This window comes from Kitasatospora sp. NPDC018619 (assembly GCF_044391605.1).
Classification (GTDB): Bacteria; Actinomycetota; Actinomycetes; order Streptomycetales; family Streptomycetaceae; genus Kitasatospora.
On the sequence record NZ_JBISAI010000022.1, the window covers coordinates 81610 to 98537 of the forward strand.

15 protein-coding genes and 1 pseudogene are annotated in these 16928 nt (G+C 76.5%); 9 read left to right on the forward strand and 7 right to left on the reverse strand.

All coding sequences use genetic code 11. The annotated features are described in order from the left end of the window. Window positions 1–38: 38 nt before the first annotated feature. Together ACH5AR_RS28550 and ACH5AR_RS28555 are read left to right on the forward strand one after the other, a co-directional pair. Window positions 39–773, forward strand: a complete 735-nt coding sequence (locus ACH5AR_RS28550; RefSeq protein ID WP_396304399.1) for an MgtC/SapB family protein — start codon at window positions 39–41, stop codon at window positions 771–773. A gap of 76 nt (window positions 774–849) precedes the next feature. Further along, window positions 850–1527 (forward strand): YoaK family protein, encoded by a 678-nt coding sequence (locus ACH5AR_RS28555; RefSeq protein ID WP_396304400.1) that lies wholly within the window; start codon window positions 850–852, stop codon window positions 1525–1527. Between the two features lie 928 nt (window positions 1528–2455). On the opposite strand, the pseudogene ACH5AR_RS28560 reads toward ACH5AR_RS28555, so the two are convergent. Continuing rightward, window positions 2456–2893, reverse strand: a pseudogene (locus ACH5AR_RS28560) (acetamidase/formamidase family protein); the annotation flags it as partial. 67 nt (window positions 2894–2960) lie between these two features. Further along, a complete protein-coding gene (locus ACH5AR_RS28565) occupies window positions 2961–3617 on the reverse strand; it encodes a hypothetical protein (RefSeq protein ID WP_396304401.1) in 657 nt (218 codons plus the stop codon). A gap of 404 nt (window positions 3618–4021) precedes the next feature. Here ACH5AR_RS28565 and ACH5AR_RS28570 point away from each other — a divergent pair, with 404 nt between their 5' ends. The 3 genes from ACH5AR_RS28570 to ACH5AR_RS28580 are packed head-to-tail and all read left to right on the forward strand — an operon-like array spanning window position 4022 to window position 7454. Then, the gene (locus tag ACH5AR_RS28570; RefSeq protein WP_396304402.1) at window positions 4022–4546 is read left to right on the forward strand and encodes a PadR family transcriptional regulator; all 525 of its coding nucleotides are present in this window, start codon (window positions 4022–4024) and stop codon (window positions 4544–4546) included. Further along, the gene (locus ACH5AR_RS28575; RefSeq protein WP_396304403.1) at window positions 4543–5229 is read left to right on the forward strand and encodes an ABC transporter ATP-binding protein; all 687 of its coding nucleotides are present in this window, start codon (window positions 4543–4545) and stop codon (window positions 5227–5229) included. The genes ACH5AR_RS28570 and ACH5AR_RS28575 overlap by 4 nt, the downstream gene beginning before the upstream one ends. After that, window positions 5226–7454, forward strand: coding sequence for an FtsX-like permease family protein (locus ACH5AR_RS28580; protein ID WP_396304404.1), 2229 nt, complete (start codon window positions 5226–5228; stop codon window positions 7452–7454). Before ACH5AR_RS28575 ends, ACH5AR_RS28580 begins: the two co-directional genes overlap by 4 nt. A 72-nt stretch (window positions 7455–7526) precedes the next feature. Here ACH5AR_RS28580 and ACH5AR_RS28585 read toward each other — a convergent pair whose 3' ends face one another. Together ACH5AR_RS28585 and ACH5AR_RS28590 are read right to left on the reverse strand one after the other, a co-directional pair. Further along, window positions 7527–7988 (reverse strand): NUDIX hydrolase, encoded by a 462-nt coding sequence (locus ACH5AR_RS28585; protein WP_396304405.1) that lies wholly within the window; start codon window positions 7986–7988, stop codon window positions 7527–7529. A gap of 21 nt (window positions 7989–8009) precedes the next feature. After that, entirely contained in the window at window positions 8010–9428 is a 1419-nt protein-coding gene (locus ACH5AR_RS28590) for an SDR family NAD(P)-dependent oxidoreductase (RefSeq protein ID WP_396304426.1), read from the reverse strand. A gap of 445 nt (window positions 9429–9873) precedes the next feature. Here ACH5AR_RS28590 and ACH5AR_RS28595 point away from each other — a divergent pair, with 445 nt between their 5' ends. Further along, window positions 9874–11313 (forward strand): GuaB1 family IMP dehydrogenase-related protein, encoded by a 1440-nt coding sequence (locus ACH5AR_RS28595; protein WP_396304406.1) that lies wholly within the window; start codon window positions 9874–9876, stop codon window positions 11311–11313. Here ACH5AR_RS28595 and ACH5AR_RS28600 read toward each other — a convergent pair. Continuing rightward, window positions 11274–12218 carry a DUF5995 family protein gene (locus ACH5AR_RS28600; protein WP_396304407.1) on the reverse strand — a complete coding sequence of 315 codons (945 nt, stop codon included), beginning with the start codon at window positions 12216–12218 and terminating at the stop codon, window positions 11274–11276. The two genes, ACH5AR_RS28595 and ACH5AR_RS28600, sit on opposite strands and share 40 nt — an antisense overlap. 188 nt (window positions 12219–12406) lie before the next feature. Here ACH5AR_RS28600 and ACH5AR_RS28605 point away from each other — a divergent pair, with 188 nt between their 5' ends. Continuing rightward, entirely contained in the window at window positions 12407–13243 is an 837-nt protein-coding gene (locus ACH5AR_RS28605; RefSeq protein WP_396304408.1) for a poly-gamma-glutamate hydrolase family protein, read from the forward strand. A gap of 37 nt (window positions 13244–13280) precedes the next feature. On the opposite strand, the gene ACH5AR_RS28610 is transcribed toward ACH5AR_RS28605, so the two are convergent. Next, on the reverse strand, window positions 13281–13670 hold the full coding sequence (locus ACH5AR_RS28610; protein WP_396304409.1) for a DUF3224 domain-containing protein: 390 nt from the start codon (window positions 13668–13670) through the stop codon (window positions 13281–13283). Between the two features lie 116 nt (window positions 13671–13786). Beyond that, window positions 13787–14878 carry a PP2C family protein-serine/threonine phosphatase gene (locus ACH5AR_RS28615; RefSeq protein ID WP_396304410.1) on the reverse strand — a complete coding sequence of 364 codons (1092 nt, stop codon included), beginning with the start codon at window positions 14876–14878 and terminating at the stop codon, window positions 13787–13789. Window positions 14879–15031: 153 nt separating this feature from the next. On the opposite strand from ACH5AR_RS28615, the gene ACH5AR_RS28620 reads away from it, so the two are divergent. Then, complete coding sequence (locus ACH5AR_RS28620) at window positions 15032–16009, forward strand: pseudouridine synthase (protein ID WP_396304411.1); 978 nt, start codon at window positions 15032–15034, stop codon at window positions 16007–16009. 79 nt (window positions 16010–16088) lie between these two features. Further along, entirely contained in the window at window positions 16089–16922 is an 834-nt protein-coding gene (locus tag ACH5AR_RS28625) for an SDR family NAD(P)-dependent oxidoreductase (RefSeq protein WP_396304412.1), read from the forward strand. Window positions 16923–16928: the final 6 nt, after the last annotated feature.

The window sequence follows — 16928 nt, forward strand, 5'->3', positions numbered from 1 at the left end:
GCCGTCCGTCCCCCTCCGTCCGCGAAGGAGGTGCCGCCGTGCACACCCTGACCACCGTCGACTTCCTGGTACGGCTCGCCACCGGCGTCGCCTGCGGCGCGCTGATCGGCGTCGAACGCCAGTGGCGGGCCCGGATGGCGGGCCTGCGCACCAACGCCCTGGTCGCCGCCGGGGCCACCCTGTTCGTGCTCTACAGCGAGGCCGTCGGCGACGCCGGCAGCCCCACCCGGGTCGCCTCGTACGTCGTCTCCGGCATCGGCTTCCTCGGCGGTGGCGTCATCCTGCGCGACGGCGCCGGCGTACGCGGCCTCAACACCGCCGCCACGCTGTGGTGTTCGGCCGCCGTCGGGGTGCTGGCCGCCTCCGGCAAGCTCGGGTTCGCCGTCCTCGGCACCCTCGGCGTGCTCGGTGTCCACCTGGTGCTGCGCCCGGCCGGGCGGCTCCTGGACCGCGCCCCGCAGTCCGGGAGCGACCCGGACTCCACCGTCCGCGCCACCCTCCACCTGGAGTGCGACCGCAAGTCCGAGACCCACATCCGGGCCCTGCTGCTCCAGGCCCTCGCCGCCTCCGGGCTCGCCCCCACCGGCCTGCGCGCCCGCCGCACCGAGAGCGGCGAGGCCACCAGCCTGCGGGCCACCGTGGCGATCACCGGGCAGGTCGCCCCGGCGCTCGAACAGGTCGTCACCCGGCTGTCCCTGGAGCCCGGTGTCCGCGACCTGCACTGGCACCTGGACGAGGACCCGGAGGACCCGGGCAACCCGGTGCTCGCCTGACGGGGCGGTACGAAGGGCCGTCCGCCACACCCGAGCACCACCGCTGTCCGCCGTCACCGACCCGCCTGGAGGACCGATGCCGACCCCCGATCCCGAGCACGGGCCACTGGTGCCGATGCTCCTGGCCCTGACCGTGGTCACCGGGGTGGTGGACGCGGTCAGCTACCTCGAACTCGGCCACGTCTTCGTCGCCAACATGACCGGCAACGTGGTGTTCCTCGGCTTCGCCCTGGCCGGCGCGGCCAACCTCTCCGCCACCGCCTCGCTGGCCGCCCTCGCCGCCTTCCTGCTCGGCGCCCTGGCCGGCGGCCACCTTGCCCGTCGGCTGCCCGGCCACCGCGGCCGCCTGCTGGCCGCCGCGGTCGCCGTCCAGTCGGTGCTGGTCGCGGCGGCCACCGTGCTGGCGGCCGCGGCCGGCCACACCTGCGACCCGGCCCGCTACACGCTCATCGGGCTGCTCGGCTTCGCCATGGGCGGGCAGAACGCGGTGGTGCGGGCGCTGAAGGTCCCGGACCTCACCACCACCGTGCTCACCATGACCATCACCGCCCTCGCGGCCGACCGCACCGGCCCCCGCCGGCTCGCCTCCGCCGTCTGGATGTTCGCCGGCGCCCTCCTCGGCGCCGTCCTGGTCCTCCACGCCGACATCCCCGTCGCCCTCGCCCTGGCCCTCGCCCTCCTCCTCGCCGTCGCCGCCCTCACCCACCGCGCCGGCAGGCCCACCCCGGCCCCGGCCTGGACCCGGGCCCGCTGACCGGGGCCGGTGGCGGGTGCACGGCGTCGGCGTCGGCCCGCCCCGGCCCCGGCCGGGCCCGCCCCGGGCCGTCCCGCCTGCCACCCGGCACGTCCGCGCCGGAGGGGGTCGGCCTGCGCGTCGCCGCCAGGTCCCCGAGGCGCCGGGCCCGGGCAGCGGCGGTGAACCGACCGTCGGGGGCGCGCCCGGTGGCGGGTGCACGGCGCCGGCGTCGGCGTCGGCGTCGGCCGTACGGTCCAGCCGGCATCGGCCCGCCCCGGCCGGGCCTGCCCCGGGCCGTCCCGCCTGCCACCCGGCACGTCCGCGCCGGGGGCCGCCCGGCCCCCGAGGCGCCGGGCCCGGGCGGCGGCGGTGAACCGATCGTCGGGGGCGCGCCCGGTGGCGGGTGCACGGCGTCGGTGTCGGCGTCGGCCGTACGGTCCAGCCGGCGTCGGCTCGCCCCGGCCCCGGCCGGGCCCGCCCCGGGCCGTCCCGCCTGCCACCCGGCACGTCCGCGCCGGAGGGGGTCGGCCTGCGCGTCGCCGCCCGGCCCCCGAGGCGCCGGGCCCGGGCGGCGGCGGTGAACCGATCGTCGGGGGCGCGCCCGGTGGCGGGTGCACGGCGTCAGTGTCGGCGTCGGCCGTACGGTCCAGCCGGCGTCGGCCCGCCCCGGCCGGGCCCGCCCCGGCCGGGCCTGCCCCGGGCCGTCCCGCGTGCTACCCGGCACGTCCGCGCCGGAGGGGGGCCGCCCGGCCCCCGAGGCGCCGGGCCCGGGCAGCGGCGGTGAACCGACAGTCGAGGGCGCGCTCGCGCCTTGACGGCCGGGACTGCGGGCGAGCCGTCAGGGTGGCGGTGTCCAGGGGCCCCGGGCGTGCCGCGAGGGGTGTCCTTCGGGGCGCCCGTGGACGGCTGTTCGCGGGGTCGAGGCGGTTCCGGCCGGAGCATTCCGTAGGTACGCGGCCGCGGTCTCGCGCAGGCGCGCGTGCAGCCCGTCGTAGGCGCGGGCCCGGCCGAGCAGGCTCTTCGGCAGCTTGGCGACCGTCGTGTGGTTGGTGTCGCAGACGTTGGCCGCCGGAGCCAGCCCCGCCTGGCTGACCAGCTGGTAGGCGTCGAGCTGGTCCAGGCCGAGCAGTTCGCCGGTCCAGCCGACCAGGTCGTGCTGGCTGATCCGGAACGCGTCCTCCAGCGGGCGGGCGGATCCGGTGCTGATCAGGTAGTCGTCGTTCTCCAGGCGCGGCCAGGCCGGGCCGCCGCCCTTGACCAGGTCGACGATCACGGTGGTGCGCATCGCCGCCTCCACCGCCGTACCGCACACCTCGCCCTCGCCCTGGCGGGCGTGGCCGTCGCCGACGGCGAGCAGCCCGCCCTCGACGTTGACCCGGAAGCAGGCGGCCGCGGGGAGGGGCCTGCCGGCCGCCCTCGGCCGCCCGGTCGGAGGGCGGCGGCGCCGGGGCTCAGTCCTCCCGGCGGTGGCCAGCGCGGCCGCTCCAGAGGGGTTCGAGGCGGGCCCACTCGGTGGTCCAGGCTGCTTCGGCCCGGCGGTCGAGCGTCTGGAGGCGCAGCCGCAGGGCGAGGGTGAGCAGGGCCAGGAGCACGAGGAGGGCTCCGGCGCCGGTGCAGGCGGCGGAGACGGCGAGGGCGGCGCGGGCGGCCGGCGCGGCGGTGACGGTGCCGTCCGGTTCGACCCAGACGGGGATGCGGCTGCCGGTGACGGCGGAGTGCGGGGCCTGGACGGTGCCGACGCGCTGGGTGCCGTCGGGGGCGGTCCAGGCCGCGTCGACGTCCAGCTGGTTGCTGTAGCCGCCGGTGAGGCGGCTCCCGGCGGTGGTGGTGCGGTCCGGGACGGCGCGGACCACGGCGTCGACCCGGTGCAGCCGGGCGCGGTCGGCGTCCGCCTGGTGCGCGGTGGCGCGGTAGAGGAGCAGGGAGGCGCCCGCGCACAGGGCGAGGGCGAGCAGGGCGCCGAGCGCGGCGCACAGCCAGGCGCGGGCCCGGGCGCGGTCGACGGGGCGGGCGAGCGGCTCGTGCCGGGCACCGAGCGCCCGCCGCAACCCGCGGCCGGCGCGGCGCGGGGGCGGCGCGGGCCGGGCGGGACGGGGCGTGCTGGACACGGTGAGGGCTCCTCAGGGGCGCGGGGAGGCTGGGCGGTTACGCCCCAATGTCCACCCGGCGGCCCCCCGCGCACAAGAGTCGTGCGCGTTCGTAGCAACGCCAGGGCCGCTCGGCCCCGAGGCCGGGACGTTCGGCCCTCGGCGGCGGCCGCCCCGGTCGGGCAGGCTGGTCAGCGGCGGCGCCCTCCCGGTGCTTGGGCGCGGCCGAGGCCCGGTCGGCCGTGGGGGCGCCGGGCCGAGGTACGGGGCAGGGGGTGGTCGTGGGGTCACCCCCTGCCTGTGCCGTCTCCGGCTGTCGGGTCGTCTCCGCCCCCTGCCTGCAAGGCGTCTGACGTCGTCCCAGGTCGGAGCCGTATTCTGCCCAGATATACACTCGGAGTATACGTCGGGTGTATGTTCCCCCCATGAGTGTTCCTCTGACCCTGCTGGGGCTGCTGGAGCGTGAGCCGAGCCACGGCTACGACCTCAAGCGCGACTACGACGCCCTCTTCGGGCGCGGCAAGCCCCTTCCCTACGGCCAGGTCTACGCGACCCTCGGCCGACTGGCCCGCGACGGCAAGGTGGTGGCCGGCGAGGCCGAGCCCGGTGACGGCCCGGAGCGCAAGCGGTACGTCATCACCGAGACCGGGGCCACCGAGTTCGAGACCTGGCTCCGGGAGCCGGTCGCACCCGAGCCCAACCTCCAGTCCGTGCTGTTCACCAAGGTCGTACTGGCCCTGATGCTGGGCCGCGACGCCGAGCACTACCTGGACACCCAGCGCGCCGCCCACCTGCGCCGGATGCGCGAACTCACCGAGCTGCGCCGCACCGGAGCCCTGGTGGACGCCCTGCTCGCCGACCACGGCCTGTTCCACCTGGAGGCCGACCTGCGCTGGATCGACCTCACCGCCGCCCGCCTGGACGCGCTCGCCGAGGAGGTGACGGCATGACCGCGGTGATCGAGGCCCGGGACGTCGCCCTCTCCTTCGGGCAGACCCCGGCGCTGCGCGGGGCCAGCCTGGCCGTCCGGGCCGGCGAGGTGCTCGCCGTGATGGGCCCCAGCGGCTCCGGCAAGTCGACGTTGCTGCACTGCCTGGCGGGCATCCTGGTGCCCGACGCCGGGGAGGTGCTGTTCGACGGGCGGCGCCTGGACACCATGCCGGAGGCCGAGCGCAGCGCCCTGCGCCGGAACACCTTCGGCTTCGTCTTCCAGTTCGGCCAGCTGGTGCCGGAGCTGACGGCCGAGGAGAACGTCGCACTGCCGCTGCTGCTGAACGGGGTGCGCCGGTCCGCCGCGCTGGCCGACGCCCGGCCGTGGTTCGCCCGGCTGGGCCTGGACGGCCTGGAGAAGCGCCGCTCCGGGGAGCTGTCGGGCGGCCAGGCGCAGCGGGTCGCCCTGGCCCGCGGCCTGGTGGCCCGTCCGCGGGTGCTGTTCGCCGACGAGCCGACCGGCGCGCTGGACTCGCTGACCGGCGAGCAGGTGATGAACCTGATGGTGGGCGCGGCCAGGGAGGAGGGCACCACCGTCGTGCTGGTCACCCACGAGCCCCGGGTCGCGGCGTACGCGGACCGCGAGGCGGTCGTCCGGGACGGCCGGGCCCGCTCCCTCTCCGCCGGCCCGGTGGCACCGTGATCGCCTTCGCGCTCCGGCTGGCCGTCAGCGGCGGCCGGGAGGCGGTGGCCCGGCTGCTGATGATCGCGGCGGCGGTCGCGGTCGGGGTGGGGCTGCTGCTGTCGACCTTCTCCGGCGTGAACGCGATCGACCGGGCCAACGAGCGCCAGTACTGGATGAACACCGGCGTCAGGGGCGCGACCGCGGCCGCCCCGGTGGACCCGCTCCGGTGGGCCGCCCGGATGGACTACTTCCGGGGGCGGTCGCTCTTCCGGGCCGACGTCGCCCCGACCGGGTCCAGCACGCCGTCGCTGCCCGGACTGAGCCGGCTGCCCGCGCCCGGCGAGTACTACGCCTCGCCCGCGCTGCAGAAGCTGCTGCGCGAGACCCCGGCCGTCGAGCTGGGCGACCGCCTCCCCGGGCAGCAGGCCGGCACCCTCGGCGAGGAGGCGCTGCCCTCCCCGGACACCCTGGCGGTGATCGTCGGCCGCACCCCGGACGAGGTGGCGGCGCTGCCGCGGGCCACCACCGTCACGAGCGTCGCCACCGCGCTGCCCCCCACCTGTGACGACGACTGCTACGGCGCCGGCGTGCACGGGGACGCGATGGTCCTGGTGCTGACGGTGGTGGCCGCCGCGCTGATCTTCCCGGTGCTCGTCTTCATCGGCACCGCGACCCGGCTGTCCGCCGCCACCCGGGAGCAGCGCTACGCCGCGATGCGCCTGGTCGGGGCGACGCCGGGGCAGGTGTCGGTGATCTCGGCGGTGGAGTCCACCCTGGCCGCGGCGGTCGGCACGCTGCTCGGCTTCGGCCTGTTCGCCGCGCTGAGGCCGCTGGTGGCCGGGGTGCCGTTCACCGGCGACCGCTTCTTCGCCTCCGACCTGGTCCTGACCCTGCCGCAGGCGGTCGGCGTGCTGCTGGCCGTGCCGGCGGCGGCCGCGCCGGCCGCCCGGTCGGCGCTGCGCCGGGTCACCGTCTCGCCGCTCGGGGTCGCCCGCCGGGTCACCCCGAAGCCGCCGAGCGCCTGGCGGCTGACGCCGCTGGTGGCCGGTCTGGCCGAGCTCGGCTTCGTCGTCCACCACCGGCCCGGCACCACCGACGGGCAGGCCACGGCCTACCTGACCGGCTTCGTGCTGGTGATGCTCGGCCTGGTGGTCGCCGGCCCGTGGCTGACCATGGCCGCGGCCCGGGCGGTGGCCGCGCGCACCCGGCGCCCGGCCTCGCTGATCGCGATGCGCCGGCTGGCGGACGACCCGCGGGCGGGCTTCCGCTCGGTGGCCGGTCTGGTGCTGGCGCTGTTCGTGACCACCGCGACGCTGGGCATCATGAGCACCATCAATGCGAACCAGGGCATGCTGAACGGCGCCCCCGAGGTGCGCAAGGCGATCGTGGTCGTGCCGTACGGCGGCCGGGACGACATGGCCCTGGCGCCGTCGGTGCCCGCGGACCTGCCGGCGCGGGCCCGGGCCGTCCCGGGCTTGCAGGGCCTCGCCGTGGTGCACGAGGACCCGACCGGCACCCGCCTGCGGGACCGGCACGGGATCGTGCGCGCGCTGGTGAGCTGCGCGGACCTCGCACAGGTCCCGGTGGTCGGCCACTGCGCGCCCGGCGCCGCCGTCGCGGAGGTCGACCCGTACCAGCTGGTCAACCTGGCGGCCGCCTTCGACCAGGAGTGGCCGGCCGCGCCGTTCTCCGCGGCCGAGCTCTCCGCGTTCCCGGTGCGGCTGGTCTACGCGACCACCGACGGCTCCCCGGCGGCCAAGGAGCAGCTGCGGACCCTGTTCACGCGGGAGTTCCCGCGCTACGACACCCGGTTGGCCGAGGACTGGTCGTCCGCCGGGCAGAAGAAGCTCCAGGCCTGGCGGCAGCTGGCGAACGTGGTGCTGCTGACCACCCTGCCGATCGCCGGGTGCAGCCTCGCGGTGAGCGTGGTGGCCGGCCTCTCCGACCGCCGGCGGCCGTTCGCGATGCTGCGGCTGGCCGGCGCGCCGCTGCGGCTGCTGCGCCGGGTGGTCGCGCTGGAGAGCGCGCTGCCGCTGCTGGTCGTGTCGGCGCTCGCGATCGGGACGGGCTTCGCCGCCGCGGCGATGTTCCTCGAGGCGCAGAAGGAGTACGCCCTGGTGCCGCCGGGCCCGTCCTACTACGGGCTGACCGGCTTCGGGCTGGCCGCCTCGCTCGGGATCATCGCCTCGACGCTGCCGCTGCTGAAGCGGATCACCGGCCCGGAGGCGGCCCGCAACGGCTGATCCGGGCGCGTCACCACGGGCGCCCGGCGCGCCACCCCGGGCCACGCCGGCGCGTCACCCCGTCACCCGCCCTCAGCGGGAGACGGGGTAGCCGTGCGTCCCGGCCGCCCGCGCCACGGCCAGCCCCGGCAGCCAGCTGCCGAGCACCAGCGCGGACGGGTAGAACAGCGGCTCGGGCAGGGCGTCCACCGGGAAGCGCTCCCAGCCGGCGCAGGCGTGCGGCTCGGTGACCACGGCCTCGGCCAGGCTGGGCGGCGCCAGGACGGCGGCGGTCAGCCGGGGCCGGCCGAGCTCGTGGTCGAGGTGGACGGCGAGCACCCGCATGGACCGGGCGGGCAGCACGATGCCCGTCTCCTCGGCGAGTTCGCGGGCCGCGGTCTGCTCGAAGGACTCGCCGGGGTCGACCTTGCCGCCGGGCAGGCTCCAGGTGGGCGGCTCCCCGGCGGTGGTCCGGCGGCCGATCAGCACCCGACCGTCCCCGGTGGGCACGACGATCCCGGCGCCGAGTAGCGGTGCGGTCTGTGCTGTGCTCAACTCGCCTTCTCCTTCGGCTGGTTACCAGTTGGCGCGCTCGTAGTCCTTGAGGAAGACGCCGTACAGGTCCTCCCCGGCCTCGCCGCGCACGATCGGGTCGTACACCCGGGCCGCGCCGTCGACCAGGTCGAGCGGGGCGTGGAAGCCCTCGTCGGCGAGGCGCATCTTGTCCGGGTGCGGGCGCTCGTCGGTGATCCAGCCGGTGTCGACGGCGGTCATCAGGATGCCGTCGGTCTGGAACATCTCCTGCGCGCTGGTGCGGGTGAGCATGTTGAGCGCGGCCTTGGCCATGTTGGTGTGCGGGTGCCCGGCGCCCTTGTAGCCGCGGGAGAACACGCCCTCCATCGCGGAGACGTTGACCACGTACTTGCGGCGGGAGGGGGAGGCGGCCATCGCCGGGCGCAGCCGGCTGATCAGGATGAACGGCGCGGTGGAGTTGCAGAGCTGGACCTCCAGCAGCTCCATCGGGCCGACCTCGCTGATGGTCTGCACCCAGCTGTTGGTGTCCGCGAGGTCGGGCACCAGGCCGCCGGCGTCGATCGCGGTGCCGGCCGCGATCCGCTCGGGCGTGGCGGAGCCGGTGACCAGGGCGAGCGAGGTGACGTCCTCGGCGGCGATCCGCTGCGCCTCGCCGCCCGCCTGGTGGGGGAGGGCGGGCAGGTCCACGCTGCCGCTGCCGAAGCGGCCGATGGTGGTGGCCTGCGGCAGCTCGCCGGCCGGCAGCGGGGCGGACTCGGCGCTCACCAGCTCGCGGTAGGACTCCGGCGGGCGGCGCACGGTCTGCGCGGCGTTGTTGATCAGGATGTCCAGCGGGCCGTCGGCGGCGACCTCGTCGGCCAGCGCCATCACCTGGGCCGGGTCGCGCAGGTCGATGCCGACGATCTTGAGGCGGTGGATCCACTCGGCGCTGTCCGGCATCGCCTTGAAGCGGCGGATTGCGTCGTTGGGGAAGCGGGTGGTGATGGTGGTGTGGGCGCCGTCGCGCAGCAGCATCAGCGCGATGTACATCCCGATCTTGGCGCGGCCGCCGGTGAGCAGCGCGCGCTTGCCGGTGAGGTCGGCGCGGGCGTCCCGGCGGGCGCGGTTCTTGACCGCGCAGTCCTGGCAGAGGTTGTGGTAGAAGGCGTCGACCTCGACGTACCGCTGCTTGCAGGTGTAGCAGGAGCGCGGCCGCTCCAGGATGCCGGCGATCTCGGTGGTGGTGGCGGTGGTGAGGCCGAAGGCGCCGGCCGTCTCGTCGTCGATCCGGGTCGGTGCGCCGGTCGCCGTCCGGGCGGTGACCGCGCGGTCGTTGGCGGTCTTGCGGGCCCGGGTCTCCTGGCGGCGGCGCTGCTTGAGGGTGCGGAATATGCCGCCGACGGCCTTGCGGACGGTGATCGCGTCCGGATGGTCCACGTGCAGCTCGTCGAGCTCGGCGAGCACCTCCAGGCAGAGCCTCAGCCGCTCGGGGTCGAGGCCGGGACCGTAGTCGACCTCCTCCTCGGCGCCGGCCCGGTCCTGCCCGAGGTCGGTCCGCCCGAGGTCGGTCCGCCCGATGTCCGTCTGCCCGATGTCCGTCTGCCCGATGCTCACGCTTGCTGCCGCTTTCCCGTCTCGCCACGCCCACACGCGTGAAGCCATGCCCGTTACCGCGTGAATGCTACGGGAGTGCTCCGGAGCGGGGCGAAAAGCCGACGTCGGAGGAGGTCTTTGGACGATCCTCCATGTCTACGCGCGGAGCATTGATCACGGTTTGTGGACAGCCCCAGCAATGCCCGCCGGGCTGGCTTTTGCCCCCCGTCCTCACGGAGAATCGAACGCTGGGTGCCGGGCGCCCGAGTGCGCCCCGGCGGCATCGCCGCACCCGCACCCGAGGTGTATCCCCCCAGCCAGAGAGCCCTTCTTCATGCGCTTCCTGAACGACCTCAAGCCCTCGTACGACCTGACGTACGACGACGTCTTCATGGTCCCCAGCCGTTCCGCCGTGGGCTCCCGGCAGGGCGTCGACCTCTCCTCGAACGACGGCACCGGGACCACCATCCCGCTGGTCGTGGCCAACATGACCGCCATCGCCGGCCGCCGGATGGCCGAGACCGTCGCCCGCCGCGGCGGCCTGGTCGCCATCCCGCAGGACATCCCCACCGAGGTCATCGCCGAGGTCGTCTCCTGGGTCAAGCAGCGCCACCTGGTCTTCGACACCCCCATCACGCTCGCCCCCGGCGCCACCGTGGCCGAGGCGCTCTCGCTGCTGCCCAAGCGCGCGCACGGCGCCCTCGTGGTGGTCGAGGACGGCAAGCCGGTCGGCGTCGTCGCCGAGTCCGACTGCCAGGGCGTGGACCGCTTCACCAGCCTGGCCGACGTGATGTCCCGCGACCTGCTGGTGCTGGACGAGGGGATCGACCCGCGGACCGCCTTCGAGAAGCTCTCCGGGGCGCACCGCAAGCTCGCCCCGGTCGTGGACGGCGAGGGCCGGCTGGTCGGCATCCTCACCCGCAAGGGCGCGCTGCGCGCCACCCTGTACACCCCGGCCGTCGACGCGGCCGGCCGGCTGCGGATCGCCGCCACCGTCGGCATCAACGGCGACGTCGCGGGCAAGGCCGCGGCGCTGATCGAGGCCGGCGCCGACGTGCTGGTGGTCGACACCGCGCACGGCCACCAGGAGTCCATGATCAACGCGCTGCGCGCGGTGCGCGGCCTGGACCCGCGGGTCCCGATCGTGGCCGGCAACGTGGTCTCCGCCGCCGGTGTCCGCGACCTGGTCGAGGCGGGCGCCGACATCCTCAAGGTCGGTGTCGGCCCCGGCGCCATGTGCACCACCCGGATGATGACCGGCGTCGGCCGGCCGCAGTTCTCCGCCGTCCTGGAGTGCGCCGCCGAGGCCCGCCGGCTCGGCCGGCACGTCTGGGCCGACGGCGGCGTGCGCCACCCGCGCGACGTCGCGATGGCGCTGGCCGCCGGCGCCTCCAACGTGATGATCGGCTCCTGGTTCGCCGGGACCTACGAGTCCCCGGGCGACCTCCAGACCGCCCCCGACGGCCGCCAGTACAAGGAGAGCTTCGGCATGGCCTCGGCCCGCGCCGTGAGCAACCGCACCGCCCAGGACTCCTCGTACGACCGCGCCCGCAAGGGGCTGTTCGAGGAGGGCATCTCGCACTCCCGGATGTTCCTCGACCCGGCCCGCCCGGGTGTCGAGGACCTGATCGACTCGATCGTCGCGGGCGTCCGCAGCTCCTGCACCTACGCGGGGGCGGGCAGCCTGGAGGAGTTCCACGAGAAGGCGATCGTGGGCGTGCAGAGCGCGGCCGGCTACGCCGAGGGCAAGCCGCTGCACTCCAGCTGGGCCTGACCGCCGGCTCCGCCCGCCCCGGCGCCCGCCGCGCCCGTACCGTCCTCGGCCGTCCGGCCCCTCGCCTCGGGGAGCCGGGCGGCCGCGGCCGTGGCCGTTGCGGGAGCGCGCCGACGCCGTGCGTCCGGCCCCTCGCCCGGCTCCTCGCCCGGGCGGTCGTCGCGCCCCAGCGGGAGCAGCAGGGCGCGGCCGAGCAGCCCGACCGAACCGTCCAGCACGGCGGCGAAGGCGCGGGCCGCGCGCGGCAGGCGCCGCAGCTCCCAGAGCGCCTCGACGGCGTCCCAGGCGCCCTCGCGGGCCGCCCCGACCGACCAGGCGCCGAGCAGGTGGGCGAGCGGCTCGGCGCGCTCCAGCAGGTCGGGCCCGGGCATCAGTTGCTCCCGGGCGGCCGTCTCCACCTCGGCCAGCACCCGGTTGATCCGGTGGTAGTCCTCCTCGACGTCGGCCGGTCCGCAGCCCCGGCGGCGGCAGGTGTCCACGACGGCCAGCGGCAGGTCGTGCTGGATGTGGGCGGCCATCCCGGCCAGCGCGAACTGCAGCGGGTGCACCGCCGGGTGGGCGCGCAGCGCGAACAGCGGCCGCCAGCAGGCCGGCGGCTGCTGCCCGGCCGCGTCGGCGGCCACGGCCCGCAGGTACCGCCCGGCGAACACCACGTCCAGCTCGGCCACCGCGGGCGGGTCGGCGAAGCACCCGCTGCCCAGCCGGGTGCGGACGGCCTCCGTCACGGTGAGGTAGAGCCGGTTGAACACCGCCACGCCGTCGGCCGGGGGCAGCCCCGCCCCGATCTCCCGCAGCCGGCCGACCACCTGCCCGACCGTCCCCGGGCCCGCGGCCGCCCGCCGCCCCGTGGCCGCCCGCCGCCCCGTGACCACCCCTGCCGTACGGTCCACCGCCGTGCCGCGCATGCGCCACCCTCCGATGCCGATCGTGCACTGATCGCATCATCGTGACAGCGGTGCCCGGCAGCCGGGCGGACGCGGCCCGCGTCCGTCGGGCGGCGTCACACGGTCGGACCGGTCCCGCCCCGGCCGGGCCGTCGGCCCGTACCCGCCCCACAGGGTCTTTCGCGATCTCCCACCTCCTGCCATGATCCGTGACCGTGATCAACCGTCGAACCCTGATCGCCGCGCTCGCCGCGGCCCCGGCCCTCGGCACCCTCGGTGCCGTCGCGGGCAGCACCCCCGCGAGCGCCGCCGACCGGTACCCCTCCAACACCGCCCTCTACGCCGACCCGGCCCTCGTCGAGGGCGTGGACTACGGCCGCCGCTACCGCCGGCACCTCGTCGACGACCAGAGCCCGCAGAGCCGCGCACCGTTCGTCCGGACCACCGTGATCGCCCCGCACGGCGGCGGCATCGAGGTCGGCACCTCCGAACTCTGCCTGGCCGTCGCCGGCTACCACCCGGCCGACCTCGCCCCGACCCCGGCCGCCGGGCCGACCCACGACTTCTGGCTGTTCGAGGGCCTGCGCTCCGCCAACAACAGCGAACTGCACGTCACCTCCACCCACTGCGACGACGGCGTGGCCCGCGCGATGTGCGCCGGCAGCCTCAACGTCCTGTCGCTGCACGGCTGCACCGCCGCCCAGGCCGGGCTGGAAGCCGGTGCCCAGGGCGTGCTGGTCGGCGGCCTGAACCCCACCTTCCGCCAGTACCTGACCGAGGAGCTCACGGCGGCGGGCATCCGGGCCGTGACCGCCTCCGGCGAGGAGGAGATCGCGGGCATCTCCCCGGAGAACATCTGCAACCGCAGCCTGCTCGGGATGGGCGCCCAGCTGGAGATGACCACCGAGCTACGGGCCGCGATGTTCGCCCCGGGCAAGAACACCCGCGCCGAGCGGGCGGCGAACACGCTGCCGTTGTTCTGGAGCTTCACGACCGCCGTGCGGACCGCGATCCGGCGGCTGGAGGCGGGCCAGCCCGTGCGCTGACGGACCGGGCAGCCGGCTGCGCGCGCCGCAGCCGGCGTCAGCCCAGCTCGTACTCCAGGACGTAGGTGTGGGTGCCGGACCCGTCGATGGTCAGACGGAACTCCCCGGTGATCCCGGCCAGCTCGCCCGTGCCCGTGCCCGGCACCACGCGTATCAGCGTGCCGGTGGTGTCCCACGCCGTGTGCTGGAGCACGAACGAGCCGCTGCGCCCGTCCAGCTGCCCCGTCACGTGCTCCACCGCGACGTACGAGGCCGGGCTGCCGGACGGGCCCGCGACGGAGAGCATCCGCACCTCGCTCCGCCCGCTCAGCCCGCCCGTGAAGGCCTTGGAGACCCGGACCCGCCCGAACGCCGCGCCCTCCCGCTCCTCCGTCTCCACCGGCTCGAACGCCGTGATGTCGAACGACCCGCTCGCCGTGGCACCCATGGCACGCTCCCCTCGTCGGTCGTCTCCCCGCCGGGCAGCCGCCGGCCGGGCGGCCGGCACGTCCCGACCGTGCCCGCAGCCTTGCACACACCACTGACAACGGCCGTCCGCGCCCGTCACGGCTCCCAGCGGACGGCCAGTACCGCCGCGTCGTCGGCCAGCCCGGCGTCCCCGACCCAGCCGTCGACGTCCGTCAGCACGGCGTCCAGCAGGTCCGCGGGGGAGCCCCCGTGCAGGCCGGGCAGCCGCTCCGCGATCGGGTAGAACCGCCCTCCGGCGTCCCGGGCCTCGGAGACCCCGTCGGTGTGCAGGAGCAGCACGTCGCCCGGCTCCGGGTCGAAGCGCCGGTCCGGGTAGCCGCCCCCGGTGAGCCCCAGCAGGCCCAGCGGAGGCGCGGGGAACGGGGGCTCCAGCTCGCTCACCCGCCCCGCCCGGCGCAGCAGCGGGGGAGGGTGGCCGCAGTTCACCAGCCGCACCGGCCCCCGGCCGGGGGCCACGTCGAGCAGCAGCGCGGTGGCGAACCGCCCCTCCTCCGACGACCGCGCGGCCAGCGCCGCGTCCAGCCGCTCGGCGAGCCGACCGGGGTCGGGCTCGGTCCGCGCGGCCTCCCGGAACACCCCGAGCACGTCCGCCGCCGTCTCCACCGCCGGCAGGCCGTGCCCCTGGACGTCCCCGAGCAGGATGCGCACCCCGAAGCGGGTCTCCACCACCGCGTACAGGTCCCCGCCGATCCGGGCCTCGGCGGCCGCCGCCACGTAGCGCACCGCCAGCCGCAGCGGGCCGAGCCGCTCCGGCGGCGGGCGCAGCAGGGCCCGCTGGGCCGCCTCGGCCACCGTCCGGACCTGGAACAGCTCGCGCTCCCGGGCTGCCACCAGCAGGACGCTGGCGGCGCTGGCCAGGGTCGAGGCCAGGATGGTGACCGGCACGCTGATCCGCACCGAGAGCGGCAGCTGCGCGTTGGCCGACTCCAGCAGTCCGACGGTCAGCAGCGCCACCGCGCCGACCAGCAGCGGCACCCGGGCCTGCCGGGTGGTCGCCCCGGCCAGCACCGGGGCGACCGCGAGCAGCGGCGCCAGGGTGGTCCCCGGCCCGATGGCCAGCGCCGCCACCACGGCGGCGACCAGCAGCAGGAGCGCGCCGTAGAGCAGCAGCCGGGTCCGCCTCGGCAGGTGCAGCGGCGGCACCCCGTCCGGGCCGTCGGCGGTCACGCGTCCTCCAGTGGTGCCGGTCGGTCGGTGGTCCGGCGGTCGGTCGGCGGGCCCCGGCGGAACGAGGGCCTCCGGTCCACTCTCCCCGCCCGGCCCCGGGTCAGCACCTCGGCCGCGGGTCGTGCGCCGGCGCGCACTACGCTGGGCCGGGAGATGAGACGCAGAAGCCGCCGCCCGGCCTCCCCCCTCCCGCAGCGCCGCGGCGTGGACCCGGTGCACCTCCGGCTCCCGCCCGAAGGCCCCTGGCCGACGGTGCGGGACCACCTGGTGGACCGGCTGCCCGCCGTCCCGGCCGAGCGGATCGACGCGGCCCTGCGGGACGGCGAGATCCTCGGCGAGCAGGGGCCGATCACCCCGGCGGAACCGTTTCGCCCCGGTGCCCACCTGTGGTTCTACCGGGACCTCCCCGAGGAGGTCCGCGTCCCGTTCGAGCTGGTCGTGCTGCACCGCGACGAGCACCTGGTGGTGGTCGACAAGCCGCACTTCCTGGCCACCACGCCACGCGGCCGGCACGTCACCGAGACGGCGCTGTCCCGGCTGCGCCACGCCCTCGACCTGCCCGCGCTCAGCCCCGCCCACCGCCTGGACCGGCTCACCGCGGGCCTGGCCATGTTCGTCGTACGGCCGCAGGACCGCGGCGCCTACCAGACCCTCTTCCGGGACCGCCTGGTGCGCAAGGAGTACCAGGCCGTCGCCGGGTACGACCCGCGGCTGAGCCTGCCGCGCACCGTGCGCAGCCACATCGTCAAGGAACGCGGGGTGATCGCCGCCCGGGAGGTCGACGCGCCGCCGAACAGCGAGAGCCGGATCGACCTGCTGGAGCAGCGCGACGGCCTCGCCCGCTACCGGCTGCGGCCGCTGAGCGGGCGCACCCACCAGCTGCGCCTGCACATGTGCGGCCTCGGGCTGCCGATCCTCGGCGACCCGGTCTACCCGGAGGTGCTGCCCGAGCCGGCTCCGGACGACTTCCGCCGCCCACTGCAGCTGCTCGCCACGACGGTCGAGTTCACCGACCCCCTGACCGGCCGCCCGCGCCGCTTCGAGAGCCGCCGCACGCTGGCCGCCTGGACGGACCCGCAGCACTGGGCCGACGGCGTCGGCCCGGCGGCGGGGGACGATCGAAGGATCTAGGGATCTAGGGCCAACGCCCGAGGGGTCCCGGTTCCGGCGGCCGATCCGCGGAGCGCGCCGGTGGCGGGAGGGTGGCGTCATGGACGCAGGCATCGGCACCGGCACGGGTACGGACATCGGCTTCGGCACCGGCGCGGGTGGAGACATCGGCTTCGCCGCCGGTACGGCTCCCGGCGCGCGTCGCAGCGGCGCGCGCCGGGGCGTCGCCGTGGTCACCGGGGCGTCCCGCGGCCTCGGCCTGGCCCTCGCACGGGGCCTCGCCGCCGACGGGTGGCGGCTGGTGGTCACCGCCCGGGGAGCGGCCGAACTGGCCGAGGCGGCGGCCGGACTGGGCGCCCTGACCCGGGTCGTCGCCCTGCCCGGCACCGTCGCCGACGACGACCACCGCGCCCACCTCGCCATGGCCGCCGAGGAGCTGGGCGGTGCGAGCCTGCTGGTCAACAACGCCGGGACGCTCAACGGCGCCCCCGGCCCCGGCCGGGCACCGCTGCCCCGGCTGGCCGACGTCCCGCTGCCGGACCTGCTGGAGACCTTCGAGGTCAACGTGCTGGCCCCGATCGCTCTCACCCAGCTCGTGCTGCCCCAGCTGCGCGCCCGCGCGGGGGCCGTCCTGAACATCAGCTCCGAGGCCGCCGTGGTGCCCTGCCGGGGCTGGGGCGGGTACGGCGCCAGCAAGGCCGCGCTGGACCTGGTCGGCGGCGTACTCGCCCGGGAGGAGCGGGAGTTGCGGGTCTGGACGGTGGACCCGGGCAGCATGCGCACCCGGATGCTCCGGGAGGCGGCCCCCGGCGAGGACCTCTCCGGCGCGGCGCCGCCCGAGCAGGCGGCGCAGGCCCTGCTCGCTCTGATCCGCGACCGCGGGCCCTCCGGCCGCTACCGTGCCGCGGACCTGGCCGCAACCCGTCCGGCCTGATCGGGG

Bases quoted from the DNA above. Each gene is read 5' to 3' on its own strand.
- ACH5AR_RS28625 (WP_396304412.1), top strand. From the start codon at position 16,089: ATGGACGCAGGCATCGGCACCGGCACGGGTACGGACATCGGCTTCGGC.
- ACH5AR_RS28610 (WP_396304409.1), bottom strand. From the start codon at position 13,670: ATGGGTGCCACGGCGAGCGGGTCGTTCGACATCACGGCGTTCGAGCCG.
- ACH5AR_RS28595 (WP_396304406.1), top strand. From the start codon at position 9,874: ATGCGCTTCCTGAACGACCTCAAGCCCTCGTACGACCTGACGTACGAC.
- ACH5AR_RS28620 (WP_396304411.1), top strand. From the start codon at position 15,032: ATGAGACGCAGAAGCCGCCGCCCGGCCTCCCCCCTCCCGCAGCGCCGC.
- ACH5AR_RS28575 (WP_396304403.1), top strand. From the start codon at position 4,543: ATGACCGCGGTGATCGAGGCCCGGGACGTCGCCCTCTCCTTCGGGCAG.
- ACH5AR_RS28600 (WP_396304407.1), bottom strand. From the start codon at position 12,218: ATGCGCGGCACGGCGGTGGACCGTACGGCAGGGGTGGTCACGGGGCGG.
- ACH5AR_RS28570 (WP_396304402.1), top strand. From the start codon at position 4,022: ATGAGTGTTCCTCTGACCCTGCTGGGGCTGCTGGAGCGTGAGCCGAGC.
- ACH5AR_RS28555 (WP_396304400.1), top strand. From the start codon at position 850: ATGCCGACCCCCGATCCCGAGCACGGGCCACTGGTGCCGATGCTCCTG.